Origin of the sequence: Ferrovibrio sp., from assembly GCF_046297595.1 — a bacterium.
GTDB lineage: Bacteria > Pseudomonadota > Alphaproteobacteria > Ferrovibrionales > Ferrovibrionaceae > Ferrovibrio.
In genome coordinates this window covers 16,373-32,187 of sequence record NZ_JBKBHT010000009.1, presented here as the reverse complement: position 1 = coordinate 32,187, position 15,815 = coordinate 16,373, and the positions used below count along the sequence as shown (strand labels likewise).

The following is a 15,815-nucleotide window of genomic DNA, read 5'->3' as shown; positions in this document are numbered from 1 at the left end:
ATACCGGAGGGAAGAATCGGCCATGTCGTCCGAACCGCATGCCCTGACCATCGATTTCGACGATATCTGGCTGGTCGATGGCGTCCGAACGCCGTTTGCCGATTACATGGGGCCGCTGGCCGATATCTCGCCGATCGACCTCGGGATCAAGGCTGCGCGCGAGGCGCTGAAGAAAAGCGGCGTGCCGGCCGAGGATATCGGCTCGGTCGTCGCGGGCAGCATGGCGCAGGCTTCCTATGACGCCTATATGCTGCCGCGCCATATCGGCCTGTATGCCGGCGTGCCGGTCGGCGTGCCTGCGCATCTGGTGCAGCGTGTTTGCGGCACCGGCATCGAAGCGATCATCCAGGCCGCCAGCCAGATCAGGCTGGGCCAGACCCAGACTGGTCTTGTGGTGGGTGCGGAATCGATGAGCCGCAATCCTGTTGCCGCCTACACCCATCGCAACGGCTTCCGCATGGGCCAGGTCGAGTTCAAGGACTTCCTGTGGGAAGCGCTGATCGATCCGGCGCCGGGCATCATGATGGGCGATACCGCCGAAAATCTGGCGCGGGACTATCAGATCACGCGCGAAGAGGTAGATGCCTATGCCGCCGAAAGTTTCGACCGTGCGCTGAAGGCGCGGCAGGAGGGCTTTTTCGCCGGTGAGATCACGACGGTGACGAGCGAGGCTTTCGAACTCAAGGGCTACAACACGCGCGGCATCAAGATGGGCCGGAAGGCGCCGGAGGTGTCGGAAGACACCCATGTGCGGCCTTCGCCGGTCGAGGCGCTGGCCAAGATCCGGCCGGCTTTCGGTGGCGTGCAGACCGGCGGGAATTCCTCCGGCGTAGTCGATGGCGCGGCAGCGGCCGTGGTGGCCGGCGGCGATTATCTGCGCGGCAAGGGAAAGAAGCCTTTGGCCCGCATCGTGGCCGGTGCCAGCGTTGGTGTGCCGCCCGAGATCATGGGCATCGGCCCGGTGCCCGCGATCCGTGCCGTCTGCGCCAAGGCCGGTATCGCGGTGAACCAGGTCGACCGCTTCGAGATCAACGAGGCATTCGGTGCCCAGGTGATGGCTTGCATGCGGGCACTGGAGATTCCGCGCGACAGGCTGAACGTGAACGGTGGCGCCATCGCCATCGGCCATCCGCTGGCGGCGACCGGCGTGCGGCTTTCCGTGACCGTGGCGCGCGAACTGCAGCGTTCAGGCCTGCGCTACGGCATTGCCTCGGCCTGCATCGGTGGCGGGCAGGGTATTGCGCTGCTGGTGGAAAATCCGGACGCCGCAGCCAAGGCGGCCTAAAGCGCGGCCAGCCGGTCGAGCAGGTCCTGCAGGTTTCGTTTGTCGGTATTGCCCAGCGCGGTTTCGATGCGCTTTTCGTGCGTCTGCAGCAGATGCTGATAGGCGTCCTTGAGGAAGCTTTCGCCTTTCGGCGTCAGGTAAAGCGCATTGGAGCGGCGGTCACCGGGAGCGGCGGCGCGGCGCGCTAACTTGCGCTGTTCCAGTTCGTCCAGCAGGGCGACGAAATTCGCCCGGTTGATGCCTAATGCCTCGCTCACGCGCGACTGCTTCAGTCCCGGATTGGCAGCGATGATGGCCAGCACCGAGAATTGCGCGGGCCGCAGGTCGTAATCCTTCATCGCGATGATGAAATCCTGGAACGCGGCAAGTTGCGCGCGGCGCAGCCGATATCCCAGCAGGTTACCCAGCAGGCCGAGATCGACCTGGCCGGTTGGCTCCGGCGATTGTTCGGTTGCGGTTTGGGGTTGTCGCGCGGCCATCCGAGGATCCGATTCAGCTGCTTTCTGCTCCGGTGTAAAAGATATCCAGCAGGGTGGCAATCAATATGCGGGTTTTTTGAAAATCGGTAGTCATTATTGTTATAATCAAAAACTATTCGCGCGCCGGGTCGGCGGCTGAAGGCGCTGAAATGCCTCAGGCCAGGGCCATGCGGATGCCTTCGGCGGCGTAAAGTAGCGGTGACAGGAAGCGCTGCTGCATTTCCTCCACGCTGATGCGGCTGGCATGACCGCTGACATTCATCGCCGCCAGCACGCGGCCGGACTGGTTGCGGATCGGCACGGCGATGGAACGCAGGCCGACTTCCAGCTCCTGGTCCACCACGGCATAGCCATTCTGTCGCACGGCGGCGATGCGGTCGCGCAGCAGGGCGGGGTCGGTGATGGTGTAAGGTGTCAGCGGCCGGAAATCGCCGTTGGCGAAAAACTGCTCCAGTTCTGCCGGCCGTAGATCGGCCAGCAGTACACGGCCCATAGACGTGCAGAAAGCGGGCAGTCGGGTGCCGATGCCGAGAGCCACCGACATGATGCGTTTGGTCGGCACGCGGGCGACATACACGATGTCGCTGCCTTCCAGCACTGAGATCGAGCAGGATTCATTCACCTGCTCGGTCAGGCGTTCCATGAAGGGCTGGGCGCGTTCCCAGATATGCATCGAAGTCAGGAAGGCGAAGCCCAGTTCCAGCACGCGCGGCGTAAGGCGGAAATACTTGCCGTCACCGGTGACGTAGCCGAGTTCGCACAGGGTGAGCAGATAGCGGCGGGCGGCGGCACGGGTCATGTCCGCGCGTCGCGAGACCTCGCTCAGGGTCATCTCATCATGATCGCGGTCGAAGGCGGTGATAACGCGCAGGCCGCGGGCGAGCGATGTGGAGAAATCCCGGACATTGATGGTTGTTGACAAGGGAGGGTGATCCGTTAGAAATGTTCAATATACAAATCATTGTGCGTTATGCGCACAATATGTCAAGCCAATGTCGCTTTCCCATGACTGAGGGCGATGTTGGCGGGTATTCCTTGCTGCATCGGCAGGGGCTGGGAGGAAAAAACGAATGTCAGCCTTCATCGGCTACAAAAAGCCGGCGGCCGGAACGCAGCCGAATTACCTCCATCCGCCATACCAGTCGTCGATCAAACGTGCGCCGGGCAAACCCCTGGTGCTGATGCCGCAAACCCTCTCGGAAGTGACCGGGCCGCTCTTTGGTCATGACCTGATCGGCCCGACCGATAACGATCTCACCAAGCGGCATGCCGGTGAGCCAATCGGGGAGCGCATCATCCTGTCGGGCCGCGTGCTGGATGAAAACGGCCGGCCTGTGCCGCGGACGCTGATCGAAATCTGGCAGGCAAATTCCACCGGCCGGTATCGCCATGCGCTCGACCAGCACGATGCACCCCTGGATCCGAATTTCACCGGCTATGGGCGGACGGCGACGGACGAGGACGGCCGCTATCGCTTTGTCACCATCAAGCCTGGTGCCTATCCCTGGCGGAACCATCACAACGCCTGGCGGCCGCAGCATATCCATTTCTCGCTGTTCGGCCCCAGTTTCATGACACGCCTGGTCACCCAGATGTATTTCCCGGGCGATCCGCTTCTGTCGCTGGATCCGATTTTCAATTGCGTGACCGACCAGCGGGCGCGCGACAGCATGGTGTCGGCGTTCGATCTCGAAACCACCATTCCAGAATTCGCCCTTGGCTATCGCTGGGACATCGTGCTGCGCGGCCGGGATGCCACGCCGATGGAGAAGCAGTAGAATGGCGCTTATTCCGACAGCTTCACAGACCGTTGGCCCCTATCTGCATCTGGGCCTCACCGCGCTCACCCGGGCCGACATCGCCAAGGATGCGTCGAAGGGCGAGAAGATCGTGATTTCCGGCCAGGTCCTGGATGGTGAGGGTAATCCGATCCCGGATGCGTTGCTGGAATTCTGGCAGGCCAACGCCGATGGCAAATATGCCCATCCCGACGATACCCAGGACAAGCCGCTGGATGGCTCGTTCATCGGGTTTGGCCGCGTGCCGACCGACAAGGATGGCCGGTTCAGCTTCGCCACCGTGAAGCCCGGCGCCGTGCCTGGCCCCGGCAACAGCCTGCAGGCGCCGCATATCGTGGTGTGCATATTCATGCGCGGCATGCTGCGGCATCTCTACACGCGCATCTATTTCTCCGATGAAGCCGCCAATGCCGACGACCCTATACTGGGTCTGATCGAGGATGCCGCGCGTCGCCCGACCTTGGTCGCGCAGCGCCAGGACGGCAGGGCGGAGTATCATTGGAACATCCATATGCAAGGTCTGAACGAAACAGTGTTTTTCGATTGCTGACCGAAGGCGCCGGAAGCGCCATACAATGAGGAGGAAACCATGCTTACACGTCGTCTCGTCCTAGCCGCTTGCATGGCGGCAGGCGCAACCCTGGCTCCGGCGGCGTTCATGCCGGCCGCTGCCCAGGTCGAACTGAAGATCCAGCATTTCCTGCCGGCCGGCGCGCCGTCGCAGAAATCGCTGATCGAACCCTGGGCCAAGGCTGTGGAGGAACAGTCGCAGGGCAAGATCAAGTCGCGCATCTTCCCGGCGATGCAGCTTGGCGGCAAACCGCCCGAACTTTACGACCAGGTCCGCGATGGCATCGTCGATGTGGTGTGGACGCTGCCCAGCTACACGCCCGGCCGTTTCCCGATCATGTCGGTTTTCGAACTGCCCTTCATGATCAACGACGCCGAGGCCACCACCAAGGCGGCCTGGGAATTCTACCAGACCTATGCCAAGGCCGAATTCCCCGATGTGCACCCGCTGTTGTTCCATGTGCATGCCCGTGGCGTGATCCACACCAAGGGCAAGGCCGTGCAGAGCGTGGACGACCTGAAGGGCATGAAGCTGCGCGCCCCGTCGCGTCCGGTTGGCGATGCCCTGGCCAAGTATGGCGCGACGCCGATCTTCATGCCGGTACCGCAGACCCCGGAAGCCCTGTCCAAGAACGTGGTCGAAGGCACTGTCGTGCCGTGGGAAGTGACGGTGCCGCTGCGCCTGTATGAACTGACCGACCATCACACGCTCATCACGGGTCCGCGCGGTCTGTATACGTCGGTGTTCCTGTATGCGATGAACAAGAAAAAATATGACGGACTGCCGGCCGACCTGAAGAAGGTGATCGATGCCAATTCCGGTTCGGCCATTACTGCCCGTATCGGCAAGGCCTGGGAAGATGTCGAGAAGCCGGGTCTGGATGCGGCCAAGGCGCGCGGCAACAAGATTCTGACCATGCCGGATGCCGAGACCGCCAAGCTGCGCAAGCTGGCTGAATCGGTTCATGCCGCCTGGGTAGAAGACATGAACAAAGCCGGGAAGGATGGCGCCAAGCTGCTCGCCGCAGCGCAGGCCCTGATCGACAAGCATGGCGCAAAAACCAACTGATGCATCTGCGCAGGCGAAGGCGGCCGGTTCCCGGCCGCCTTCGCTGTTTGATCGTCTCTGTATTTTCCTCGCGGTTCTGGGCGGGTTCATCCTGATGGCGGCGGCCACGGTCACCGTGGTCAGCGTGCTGGGGCGTTATTTCTTCAATGCGCCGATCCCCGGCGATGTGGAGATCGTTGCCCTGCTGATGGCAGCCTCGATTGCGTTGTTCCTGCCCTATTGCCAGCTGCACAAGGGCAATGTGATCGTCGACGTCTTCACCGAAGCCGCGCCGCCGCGCATCCGGCTGGGTCTCGATGTCCTGGCCAGCCTGCTGGTGGCCGTGGTGGCGGCTGTGCTGGCCTGGCGCCTGGGAATCGGCGGCATGGAACTGCGGGTTGCCAACGATGAATCCATGGTGCTGCGCCTGCCGACCTGGATCGGGTTCATCATAGTCGTGCCCTCTTTTGCGCTGCTGGCCCTGGCCAGCCTGGTGGCGGCTTGGCGCGACTGTTTTGGTGGCCGTCCGGCCCAAGCTTCCAAGGTGGCGGAATGACCAGTCTGGGCATCGGCATCCTTTTCATTGGTGTGATGATCTTTCTGATGGTGATCCGCGTGCCGATCGCCATTGCCATGATCCTGTCGGGTGCCGGCGGCTATATCGTGCTGTCGGGCTGGCTGCCATTTCTGCACCGTCTCAAGACCGGACCGTTCTTTACCCTTTCATCGGAAAGCTTCTCCGTCATCCCGCTCTTCCTGCTGATGGGCTATATCGCCTCGCGCGCAGGCATCAGCCGCGCCTTGTTCGCCGGCGCCAATGCTTTCATTGGCCATGTGCGGGGTGGGCTTTCCATGGCGGCCATCGGCGGCTGCGCCATGTTCGGTGCGATCTGCGGTTCGTCGCTGGCCACGGCGGCCACCATGGGCCAGGTCGCGCTGCCCGAGATGAAGCGCTACGGTTATGCCGGCAGCCTGGCCACCGGCACGCTGGCGGCTGGCGGCACGCTGGGCATCCTGATTCCGCCGTAGATTCCGCTGATCGTCTATTGCATCCTGGCCGAGCAGAATATCGCCAAGGTGTTTTTTGCGGCCTTCCTGCCCGGTGTTCTGGCAACCGCTGGCTACATGATCGCGATCGCGATCTATGTACGCATCAACCCCAAGGCCGGCCCGGCCGGCCCGAGGACCGACTGGGCGGGGCGGCTGCGGGCGGTGCGCGACCTGCTGCCGATCCTGCTGCTGTTCGTGCTGGTGCTGGGTGGCATCTACTCGGGCGTTTTCACACCCACTGAAGCCGCCGCCTTCGGCTCGCTGGGTGCGCTGCTGATTGCGGTGGTCATGAACGGTCTGCGAATGGGCGGTCTGATTGACTGCCTGCGCGATACGGCGGTCAGCACCGGCATGATCTTCATGATCCTGATCGGGGCCGACATCTTCAATTCCTTCATGGCGCTCAGCGGCGTGCCGCAGGAACTGGCCGATGCCATCGGCCGTAGCGGCCTGTCGCCGATGATGGTGATGCTGATGATCCTGCTGGTCTACCTGGTGCTCGGCTGCCTGATGGACTCGCTCAGCATGATTCTGCTGACCCTGCCGATCTTCCTGCCGGCGGTGTTCGCCCTCGATTTCGGACTCACCGCCGAACAGACCGCGATCTGGTTCGGTATCCTGATCCTGATCGTGGTCGAGGTTGGCCTGATCACGCCTCCGGTCGGCATGAATGTTTTTGTCATCAACAAGCTGGCGCGCGACGTGCCGATGCGGCACACTTTCCGCGGCGTGGTGCCCTTCCTGATCTCGGATGCGGTACGTGTGGCGCTTCTGCTGATCTTCCCGGTCCTGACCTATGGATTGCTGGAGCTCGTGAAATGGTAGCTGACCGGGGCCTCTTCGCCCCCCTCTTTGCCGGCCCGGCCATCGCTGCCGTGTTTTCCGACCATGCCCATCTGCAGGGCATGCTGGATTTCGAGGCGGCCCTGGCCCGAGCGGAAGCCAAGACGGGTGTGATTCCCCAGGCGGCGGTCGCACCCATTGTTTCGGCTTGTGCTGCCGACGCCTACGACCTCGTGGCACTCGCCAGTGCTGCGGCAAAGGCTGGCAATACCGCCATTCCGATGGTGAAGATGCTGACCGCGCGCGTGGCCGAATCCGACGGCGAGGCGGCGCGCTATGTGCATTGGGGCGCCACCAGCCAGGACGCGATGGATACCGGCCTGGTGCTGCAACTGCGCCAGGCCCTCAGCCTGATCGAAACCGATCTTTCCCGTCTGTCGGCCGCGCTCGCCGCCCTGGCGGCCGAGCACAAACAAACGCCCATGGTGGGGCGCACCTGGCTGCAGCATGCCCTGCCGGTCACCTTCGGCCTCAAAGCCGCCGGCTGGCTGGATGCCATCGAACGGCATCGTGCCCGGCTGGCCGAGCTGAAGCCGCGCCTGCTGGTGCTGCAATTCGGCGGTGCGGCCGGCACACTCGCCGCGCTCGACGACAAGGGCCTGCAGGTGGCCGCCGCGCTGGCCGATGACCTCAATCTCGGCTTGCCGGCGATACCCTGGCATGGCGCCCGCGACCGCGTGGTGGAACTGGGCACCATGCTGGCGCTGCTGACCGGCAGCCTGGGCAAGATGGCGCGCGACATCGCGTTGCTGATGCAGACCGATGTGGGTGAGGCTTTCGAGCCGGCCGGAGAGGGCCGCGGCGGTTCTTCCACCATGCCGCATAAACGCAATCCGGTGACGGCTGCGGTCGTGCTGGCTGCCGCGACACGCGTGCCGCATCTGGCCGGCAGCCTGCTCAGCGGGATGGCGCAGGAACACGAGCGCGGCCTGGGCGGCTGGCATGCCGAATGGGAGGTTTTGCCGGAACTGGTGCAGCTCAGTGCCGGCGCGCTGGCGCAGATGGCCGATACCATCGAAGGGCTCGACGTCGACGCCGAGCGCATGCGGGCCAACCTGGACGTTACCAACGGCCTGATCATGGCTGAAGCCGTGACAATGGCTTTGGGCGCCAAGATCGGCCGTCTGGCGGCACATCAGCGCGTCGAGGCTGCCTCGAAACAGGCGGTGAGCGAAAAACGCCATCTGCGCGATGTGCTGGCCGAGGATGCCGTTGTGGTCCAGCAACTCGGCGCTGAAACCCTGGCCCAGCTCTTCGATCCGCTGGGTTATATCGGCATGGCGGCAACCCTGGTCGACCGCGTGCTGGCGGCCCGGCGGCAATAACAGGCAACACAGGAGGCTGCATGCCGTTTATCGCCTGCGACGACGGCGTCGAACTGCATTACCGGCTGGACGGGCCGGAAAAAGCACCGGTGCTGGTGATGTCTAATTCTCTGGGCACCGATCTCGGCATGTGGGAACCGCAGATGCCGGCTCTGGCCGAGCATTACCGCGTGCTGCGCTACGATACCCGCGGCCATGGCCAGTCCGGTTTGCCGCCCCAGCCCTATCAGGTCGACCGGCTCGGCCGTGATGCCCTGACCCTGATGGACGGGTTGGGGATCGACCGCGCGATGTTCTGCGGCCTGTCGATGGGCGGCATGACCGGCATGTGGCTGGGCATTCATGCGCCGCAGCGCTTCAGCCGCCTGGTCCTGTGCAATACCGCCGCCAAGATCGGCACGCCGGAAGTCTGGAATACCCGCATTGCTACTGTAGAGAAGGGCGGCATGGCGGCGATTCTCAATGGCGTGATCCAGCGCTGGTTCACCGAGGATTTCATCAAGCTGCATCCCGCATCCGTGAAGGTGATCTCGGATATGCTGCTGGCCACTGCGCCGGAAGGGTATTGCGCCGCCTGCGCCGCCGTGCGCGACATGGACCAGCGGGAAGCCATCGCCAAGATCCGCCTGCCCACGCTGGTCATCGCCGGTGCGCATGACCTGGCGACGCCGGCGCAGGATGGCCGTTTCGTTGCCGATGCCATCCCCGGCGCCCGCTATGCCGAATTGCCCGCCGCGCATCTTTCCAATGTGGAGCGGGTCGAGGAATTCACCCAGCTGCTCACCGGTTTCCTGGCCGGCTGATTGAAAGGATTTCATGATGGATGACAAGGAACGCTATGGCGCCGGGATGACCGTCCGGCGTGCCGTGCTGGGCGATGCCCATGTCGACCGTTCGCTGACCAAGATCAACGAGTTCAACGGCGACTTCCAGAATTTCATCACGCGCTATGCCTGGGGCGAGATCTGGACCGATCCCACCCTGGATCGCAAGACACGCAGCTGCATGGTGCTGTCTACCATGATCGCGCTCAATCGCGTCGACGAGTTCAAGCTGCATGTGAAGGCCGCTTTCAACAACGGCCTGACCAAAAACGATATCCGAGCGGTGATCAAGCAGGCTGCTGTCTATTGCGGCGTGCCGGCCGGCAACAGCGCCACCCACTGGGCCGAAGAGGTCTTTGCCCAGATGGAAAAGGACGGCCATAAATTCTGACAATAAAAAAGCGGCGCCTTTCGGCGCCGCTTTTCCCCTGAATTCAGGGACGATTAGTGCGAAGCTTGGCGCTGGCCGCGATTCTGGCCGCCGCCCTGCTGCTGCTGCGGCCGGCCGAAACGCTTGCCGCCCGGTTTGCGGTTCTGCTGCGGCTGGCCCTGATCGCTGCGACCGCGATGGCCGTCGTTGCGCTGGCCATCCTTGCGGCCGCCGGCATGATTGTGGCCATACGGGCGCTGCTGCTGGTGCGGCCGTGACTCGCCTTTCGGCTCGGCGGCGGTGGCGGCCGCCAGCTTGGCATCGCCACGCCGGTCGGTGAAGGGAATGCGCTGGCGCGTCACCTTCTCGATGTCGCGCAGGTAGGCGCGCTCATCCTGGGCGCAGAGCGAAATCGCCATGCCGTCCTTGCCGGCGCGCGCGGTGCGGCCGATGCGGTGCACATAGCTTTCCGGCACATTGGGCAGCTCGAAATTCACCACATGGCTCACGCCGGTGACATCGATGCCGCGGGCGGCGATATCGGTGGCAACCAGCACGCGGATGCGGCCGGCCTTGAAGTCGGCCAGGGCGCGCTCGCGCTGGCTCTGCGACTTGTTGCCATGGATGGCATTGGCCGGCACGCCGCCGCTGGTCAGATGGCGGGCGACGCGGTCGGCGCCATGCTTGGTGCGGGTGAAAACCAGCGCGCGGGTGATGCTGGCGTCGGTCATGATCTCGGCGAGCAGGGCGCGCTTGCGCTCGGCCTCGATGAAGATCACCTGCTGGTCGATGCGCTCGACCGTGGTGGCGGCCGGGGTCACTTCCACGCGCACGGGCTCTTTCAGGAAGCCGGCGGCCAGCTGGGCGATGTTCTGCGGCATGGTGGCCGAGAAGAACAGGCTCTGGCGCTGCTTGGGCAGGGCCTGCGAGATGCGCTTGATGGCATGCACGAAACCCAGGTCCAGCATCTGGTCGGCTTCATCCAGCACCACGGTCTCGACGGCATCCAGCCGCAGGGTGCCCTGCTGCATGTGGTCGATCAGGCGGCCCGGGGTGGCGACGAGTACATCGACGCCGCGCGCCAGCGCCTGCACCTGTGGGTTCATGCCGACGCCACCGAACACGACGGTGACCGAGAGTTTCATCTCGCGGCCGTAGGCGCGGAATTTGTCGGCGATCTGCGAAGCCAGTTCACGCGTCGGGCTCAGCACCAGCGCGCGGCAGGTCTTCGGCGCCGGGCGGCGGTTATTGGCAGCCAGGCGATGCAGGATCGGCAGGGCGAAAGCGGCAGTCTTGCCGGTGCCGGTCTGGGCGATGCCCAGCAGGTCGCGGCCTGCCAGCACGGGCGGAATGGCCTGGGCCTGGATCGGCGTGGGCTGGGTGTATTTGCCCGCAATCAGGGCGTTGAGCAGGGCCTGGTCGAGGCCGAGTTCGGTAAAGCTGGTCAAAATGGAATCCTTAAGGGTAAGCGCACGACGGCACCAGGCGGGCTCGCCTGCAGCGCAGCGATCGGACGCGGGTCCGGTAAAACGTCCCCGCGTGACCTGGGTCGTGAATGGGAGTGCGAGGCGTCGGGCAGGACGAAAGAGCCTTGATGATGCTCTTCGCTCACGCGGCCACGACGCGAAGCCGTCGAAACGGCAGGCGGTATATGGGCCTTATACGACCCAAGGTCAAGCGAAATAAGCGATTACCTTCAAAAGCCGTATAATTCCGCCGGGTTGTCGGTGAAGATTTTCCGCCGGTCGGCTTCGTTCGGCGCCCAGTCCAGCATCAGGTCGAGCATGGCGCCATCGTCGGGATAACCGAATTTGGCGGCCTGGGCATGGGGGAAATTGCTGGCCCAGATCATGCGCTCGGGTGCCTGTTTCACCAATGCCTTCGCCAGCACGCCGACATCCTCGTATTTCGGTTTGCCGGTTTTCGATGTCTCGTAAGCCGCGGCCAGCTTGACCCAGACATTTCCGCTATCCACCAGCCGCTGCAGGCACTGGAAAGACGGATGTTCCACCGGCACCGGTTCCAGGAACTTGCCGATATGGTCGATCACCACTTTGCAGGGCAGGCGGCGGATCATCGCCTCATGCTGGGGCAGATCGCGGCCATCGAGCTGCAGCAGCAAATGCCAGCCATGGGATGCCACGCGGGCAGCCATCTCTTCCGCAACATCCAGCCCCAGCGTGCCGCCCAGCAGCGCCATGATGCGCAGGCCGCGCGCGCCGGCCTTTGTCAGGCGTTCCAGTTCCGCATCGGTCACGCCGGGTTTCACGACGACTACGGCGCGGGCGATGGAGCCCAGTTCGGCCGTGGCGGCCATGGTCAGGCGGTTGTCGTCGCCATAGGCACTGGGCTGCACGACCACCGCGCGTTCGATTCCCAGCCAGTCCATCACCTGGCGATAATCGGCTATCGAAGCATCCGGTGGCGTCGGTGTGCCGGGCAGGGCGGCATAGCGGCCGTCATAGAAATGGATATGGGTATCGCAGGCGCCCTTTGGCATATGCAGCTTCGGTTTCGGGCCGGTGAGGATGCGGGTATAGCTCATGGCGGCTCCAGCGGTCAGGCGATGCGGTATCGGGCCAGCACGTCTTCATCCGGCACGAAGCCGATGCCTGGCGTGTCGGGAATGGTTATGTGGCCCTGTTGCGGCAATGGAATATCCCGCCCACAGAAGGCGTCGGGTTTCACATAGAGGAACTCGAACAGGCCCACATGCTCAAGATGGGCTGCCAGCTGCAAGGTGGCCCAGTATCCGGGGCCGAAATAGGGCGAGTGCGGCATCAGGGTTTTGCCTGCAACGGCTGCCAGCCTGGCCACGGCCTGGAATTCGCTCACGCCGCCCACCTTGGTCACGCTCGGCTGCGGATAATCCAGTGCCGCGATCAGGCGGCGGAATTCCATGGCGGTGCAGGCATTTTCACCGGCCGAAAGCGGCACGCCGAACCGGTGCCGCAAAGAGGCGAGGGTTTCGTAATCCTCGGGCGGAAAGATCGGTTCCTCCACCCAGAACAGGTCGAGGTCTTTCATCTTGGGCAGCAGGGCTTCGGCTTCCGCAAGGCTCCAGCCGCAATTCACATCCGTGGTGATGCGGATATGCGGACCCGCTGCGGCGCGTGCCGCGGCGATGGCCTCATAGGCGATTTCGTGCAGCTTGATATCGCCGTAACCTTCCGCCACGGCTTTTTGCGTCATTCTCGTGATCGGCTCCGCGCCGCCATAGCGCACCAGGCTGGCATAGGCCTGCACCTGATCGCGCCGACGGCCGAGCAGGGCGGATAGGCTCTTGCCGGCCCGTTTGCCGGCAATGTCCCACAGGGCGATATCCAGGCCCGACAGCGCGAATATGGTGATGCCATAACGGCCCCAGATGTGCAGTTCCTTCTGCAGGTCGCGGCTGAGGGCGGGAATGTCGGCCGTGTCGCGCCCGATGGCCAGCGGTGCCACCATGTCATGCACTGCGGCGCGCACGGCCGAGGCGCAGCTATAGGCGAAAGCCTCGCCCCAGCCGACCAGGCCATCTTCGGTCTCGACCCGCAGCAGCAGGGTGTCGAATTCGGTCCAGCCGCGGCGCTTGGCCCGCGGCCCGTCATAAAGGTCGCCGAAGGGTATTTTCAGCGTGACGGTATCGATGCTTTTGATCCGCATCCGTTATAGCCGCTTCTTCAGGGCCTCGAAATCGGCGTCGAATTCCTGGCTGCAGAACGGGCTGCCGCCCTGGAAATGATCGCCGATAGGATCTTTCGGCAGCGATTTCTGCGCCTCCAGCGCCTCTGCCGCAAATTCCTCCGACTGACCAGCCGGCCGATAGCCAAGCCGCAGGGCATTGGCGTTATCCCACCAGGCCCGCTTGTTGTCGGACATGCCATAGACGACTTCATAGACCAGATCGGGTTTCTCCAGGCCGATACGGATCAGTTGCACCAGATCGTCGGGTTTCAGCCAGATCGCCAGTCGGCGCTCGTCGATGGGCTTGTCGCCGAAATTGCCGATCCGAATGCTCAGCACGCCCATGCCATGCTTGTGGGCATAGAGCGCGCCGACGCCTTCGCCAAACAGCTTGCTCAGGCCATAGCGGGTATCGGGTTTCGGCACCGCTTCGACGCCGATCTTGTGGCTGCGCGGATGGAAACCCATCACATGGTTCGACGACGCGAACACCACGCGCTTCACGCCTTTGCGATGGGCGGCCTCGAACAGGTTGTAGGTGCCGATGATGTTGGCCCGCAGGATGGTTTCCCACGGGCCTTCCACCGAAAATCCGCCCAGATGGACGATACCGTCGATGCCCTCGCAGATTTTTTCCACGGCCGCCATATCGGCTAGGTCGGCTTGCCGGAAGCTCTCGCCGGGCTGCAAATCGGCCGGCGCCTTGATGTCGCTCAGGACCAATTCGGGATAGATCGGCTTGAGCAATTGGCGCAGCCGCGTGCCGACGCCGCCGCTCGCCCCGGTCAGCAATACGCGCTTCATGCAGGCCCCCCTTACTGCGGCCCAAGTTTGTCGATCAGGACCTTCAGCATACTATGCTCTTCCTCGCTGCAATCGACCAGCGGGCTCCGCACCGGCCCGGCATCGAAACCGACCAGACGGGCGCCGGCTTTGATGATGCTGATGGCATAGCCGGGGCGCCGGTTGCGGATCTGGGAATAGGGCATGAAGAAATCGTCGAGAATGCGGGTGGCGGTCGCAGTGTCGTCGCAGGCGATCGCGCGATAGAAATCCATCGCGGTCTTGGGGATGAAATTGAACACCGCCGAGGAATAAACCGGCACGCCCATCGCCTTGTAGGGCGCGGCGAAGAATTCCGCCGTCGGCAGGCCGCCCAGATAGGCGAAGCGGTCACCCAGCTTGCGGCGGATCGCCACCATCAGCTCCAGGTCGCCGATGCCATCCTTGAAGCCGATCAGGTTCGGGCATTCTTCGGCCAGCCGGGCCAGGGCATCGGAGCCCAGGCGGCAGACGCCACGATTGTAGACGATGGCGCCGATCTTCACCGACTTGCAGATCGCCGCGATATGGCGGCTGATGCCTTCCTGGTCGGCCTCCACCAGGTAATGCGGCATGATCAGCAGGCCGGCGGCGCCCAGGCGCTCGGCTTCCTGCGCATAGGCAATGGCCTGACGGGTACCATAGCCGGTGCCGGCCAGGATCGGTACCTTGCCCTTGCAGGTTTCCACGGCCGTGCGGATCACATCGCTGTATTCGCCGGGCGCCAGCGAAAAGAATTCGCCAGTGCCGCCGGCGGCGAACAATGCCGTGGCGCCATAGGGCATCAGCCATTCCAGCCGGCGGCGATAGCCTTTGGGTTCAAAATTGCCGGCGGCATCGAAATCGGTCACCGGGAAAGAGAGCAGGCCGCGGGAAATGGCCTCTTTCAGAACATAGGGTTCCATTCTTATCTCACCTTGGAAATGAAGCGGATCGTTCAGGCGTTGTTGGCAGGGCCGGATTGCGCCATCGCCTTGCGCAGGCGTTCGCGGCTGTTGCTTAGATGCAGGCGCATGGCGGAGCGTGCGGAATCGCTGTCCTGCCGCAGGATGGCCTGGTAGATATCCTCATGCTCGCGATTGACGCGACGTAGGTATTCACCGCGGTCATCGGCGAACAGGCGGAAGGTCTGCACCCGGGCGCGCGGAATCATCAGCGCGCCGAGATAGCTGAACAGATGGGTGAAATGGCTGTTGCCGGTGGCCTCGGCGATGGTCTGGTGGAAATCCAGGTCGGGTGCGACGGCATCCTCTGCCGCCTCGATGGCGGCTTCCATCTGGTCCAGCGCCTTGCGCATCGCCGCCACATGCTCGGGTTTGCGTCGCTGCGCGGCGAGTGCCGCGGCCTCGGCCTCCAGGCCGATGCGCAGTTCCAGCACATTGATCACTTCCTTGATCAGGTCGAGGCTGGTTTCATCGATGCGGAACGGCTGACTGCTGGCGGCCTGCAGTACAAAGGCACCGACGCCCTGCTGGGTGGCGACCAGACCGGCGGCGCGCAGGCTGGAGATCGCTTCGCGCACCACCGTGCGGCTGACGCCGAATTCCTCGATCAGTTCCTGCTCACTCGGCAGCTTGTCGCCGGGCTTGAGGGCGCCCTTGGCGATGCGCTCGGTCAGGGTCCTGACAAGCTGGGAGGTCAGTGTTTCGCGTCGGCGCAGAGCCGTCACCAGGATGTCTCCTCACATTCCAGGCCGCATACTGGGGGCGGCGGGTCATGAGAGCTTTAGCATCC

Annotated in this window: 16 protein-coding genes and 1 pseudogene; 9 read left to right on the top strand and 8 right to left on the bottom strand. The window is 63.6% G+C overall.

Going from position 1 to position 15,815, the window contains the following annotated elements; genetic code table 11:
• Window positions 1–22 precede the first annotated feature (22 nt).
• Complete coding sequence (locus tag ACK4FJ_RS18470; RefSeq protein WP_409768207.1) at window positions 23–1,285, top strand: thiolase family protein; 1,263 nt, start codon at window positions 23–25, stop codon at window positions 1,283–1,285.
• On the opposite strand, the gene ACK4FJ_RS18465 is transcribed toward ACK4FJ_RS18470, so the two are convergent.
• Window positions 1,282–1,764, bottom strand: a complete 483-nt coding sequence (locus tag ACK4FJ_RS18465) for a MarR family winged helix-turn-helix transcriptional regulator (protein ID WP_409768206.1) — start codon at window positions 1,762–1,764, stop codon at window positions 1,282–1,284. The genes ACK4FJ_RS18470 and ACK4FJ_RS18465 overlap by 4 nt on opposite strands.
• Window positions 1,765–1,918: 154 nt before the next feature.
• Entirely contained in the window at window positions 1,919–2,686 is a 768-nt protein-coding gene (locus ACK4FJ_RS18460) for an IclR family transcriptional regulator (protein ID WP_409768205.1), read from the bottom strand.
• A 148-nt stretch (window positions 2,687–2,834) separates the two neighbouring features.
• Between ACK4FJ_RS18460 and pcaH the strand changes: the two genes are divergently transcribed.
• The 8 genes and pseudogenes from pcaH (at window position 2,835) to pcaC (ending at window position 9,614) form a co-directional block, all read left to right on the top strand.
• Complete coding sequence (gene pcaH / locus ACK4FJ_RS18455) at window positions 2,835–3,542, top strand: protocatechuate 3,4-dioxygenase subunit beta (RefSeq protein ID WP_409768204.1); 708 nt, start codon at window positions 2,835–2,837, stop codon at window positions 3,540–3,542.
• 1 nt (window position 3,543) lies between these two features.
• Window positions 3,544–4,113, top strand: a complete 570-nt coding sequence (pcaG, locus tag ACK4FJ_RS18450; protein WP_409768203.1) for a protocatechuate 3,4-dioxygenase subunit alpha — start codon at window positions 3,544–3,546, stop codon at window positions 4,111–4,113.
• Window positions 4,114–4,152: 39 nt separating this feature from the next.
• Window positions 4,153–5,202, top strand: a complete 1,050-nt coding sequence (locus ACK4FJ_RS18445; RefSeq protein ID WP_409768202.1) for a TRAP transporter substrate-binding protein — start codon at window positions 4,153–4,155, stop codon at window positions 5,200–5,202.
• Entirely contained in the window at window positions 5,183–5,737 is a 555-nt protein-coding gene (locus ACK4FJ_RS18440; protein ID WP_409768201.1) for a TRAP transporter small permease, read from the top strand. The genes ACK4FJ_RS18445 and ACK4FJ_RS18440 overlap by 20 nt, the downstream gene beginning before the upstream one ends.
• A pseudogene (locus tag ACK4FJ_RS18435) lies at window positions 5,734–7,056 on the top strand (TRAP transporter large permease). The gene ACK4FJ_RS18440 and the pseudogene ACK4FJ_RS18435 overlap by 4 nt, the downstream one beginning before the upstream one ends.
• Window positions 7,050–8,399, top strand: coding sequence for a 3-carboxy-cis,cis-muconate cycloisomerase (locus ACK4FJ_RS18430; RefSeq protein WP_409768200.1), 1,350 nt, complete (start codon window positions 7,050–7,052; stop codon window positions 8,397–8,399). Before ACK4FJ_RS18435 ends, ACK4FJ_RS18430 begins: the two are co-directional and overlap by 7 nt.
• 20 nt (window positions 8,400–8,419) lie before the next feature.
• Complete coding sequence (pcaD, locus tag ACK4FJ_RS18425; RefSeq protein WP_409768199.1) at window positions 8,420–9,202, top strand: 3-oxoadipate enol-lactonase; 783 nt, start codon at window positions 8,420–8,422, stop codon at window positions 9,200–9,202.
• Window positions 9,203–9,218: 16 nt separating this feature from the next.
• Window positions 9,219–9,614 (top strand): 4-carboxymuconolactone decarboxylase, encoded by a 396-nt coding sequence (pcaC, locus tag ACK4FJ_RS18420; RefSeq protein ID WP_409768329.1) that lies wholly within the window; start codon window positions 9,219–9,221, stop codon window positions 9,612–9,614.
• Window positions 9,615–9,667: 53 nt separating this feature from the next.
• Here the strand turns inward: pcaC and ACK4FJ_RS18415 are convergent, their stop codons facing one another.
• The 6 genes from ACK4FJ_RS18415 to ACK4FJ_RS18390 all read right to left on the bottom strand — a co-directional run bounded on the left by ACK4FJ_RS18415 (window position 9,668) and on the right by ACK4FJ_RS18390 (window position 15,750).
• Window positions 9,668–11,041, bottom strand: a complete 1,374-nt coding sequence (locus tag ACK4FJ_RS18415) for a DEAD/DEAH box helicase (RefSeq protein ID WP_409768198.1) — start codon at window positions 11,039–11,041, stop codon at window positions 9,668–9,670.
• Window positions 11,042–11,289: 248 nt separating this feature from the next.
• Window positions 11,290–12,138, bottom strand: a complete 849-nt coding sequence (locus ACK4FJ_RS18410) for an amidohydrolase family protein (protein ID WP_409768197.1) — start codon at window positions 12,136–12,138, stop codon at window positions 11,290–11,292.
• A 14-nt stretch (window positions 12,139–12,152) separates the two neighbouring features.
• Window positions 12,153–13,238 carry a mandelate racemase/muconate lactonizing enzyme family protein gene (locus tag ACK4FJ_RS18405; RefSeq protein ID WP_409768196.1) on the bottom strand — a complete coding sequence of 362 codons (1,086 nt, stop codon included), beginning with the start codon at window positions 13,236–13,238 and terminating at the stop codon, window positions 12,153–12,155.
• 3 nt (window positions 13,239–13,241) lie between these two features.
• A complete protein-coding gene (locus ACK4FJ_RS18400; RefSeq protein ID WP_409768195.1) occupies window positions 13,242–14,063 on the bottom strand; it encodes an NAD-dependent epimerase/dehydratase family protein in 822 nt (273 codons plus the stop codon).
• Window positions 14,064–14,074: 11 nt separating this feature from the next.
• On the bottom strand, window positions 14,075–14,986 hold the full coding sequence (gene kdgD / locus ACK4FJ_RS18395; RefSeq protein WP_409768194.1) for a 5-dehydro-4-deoxyglucarate dehydratase: 912 nt from the start codon (window positions 14,984–14,986) through the stop codon (window positions 14,075–14,077).
• 32 nt (window positions 14,987–15,018) lie between these two features.
• Complete coding sequence (locus ACK4FJ_RS18390; RefSeq protein WP_409768193.1) at window positions 15,019–15,750, bottom strand: FadR/GntR family transcriptional regulator; 732 nt, start codon at window positions 15,748–15,750, stop codon at window positions 15,019–15,021.
• Between the last annotated feature and the right edge of the window lie 65 nt (window positions 15,751–15,815).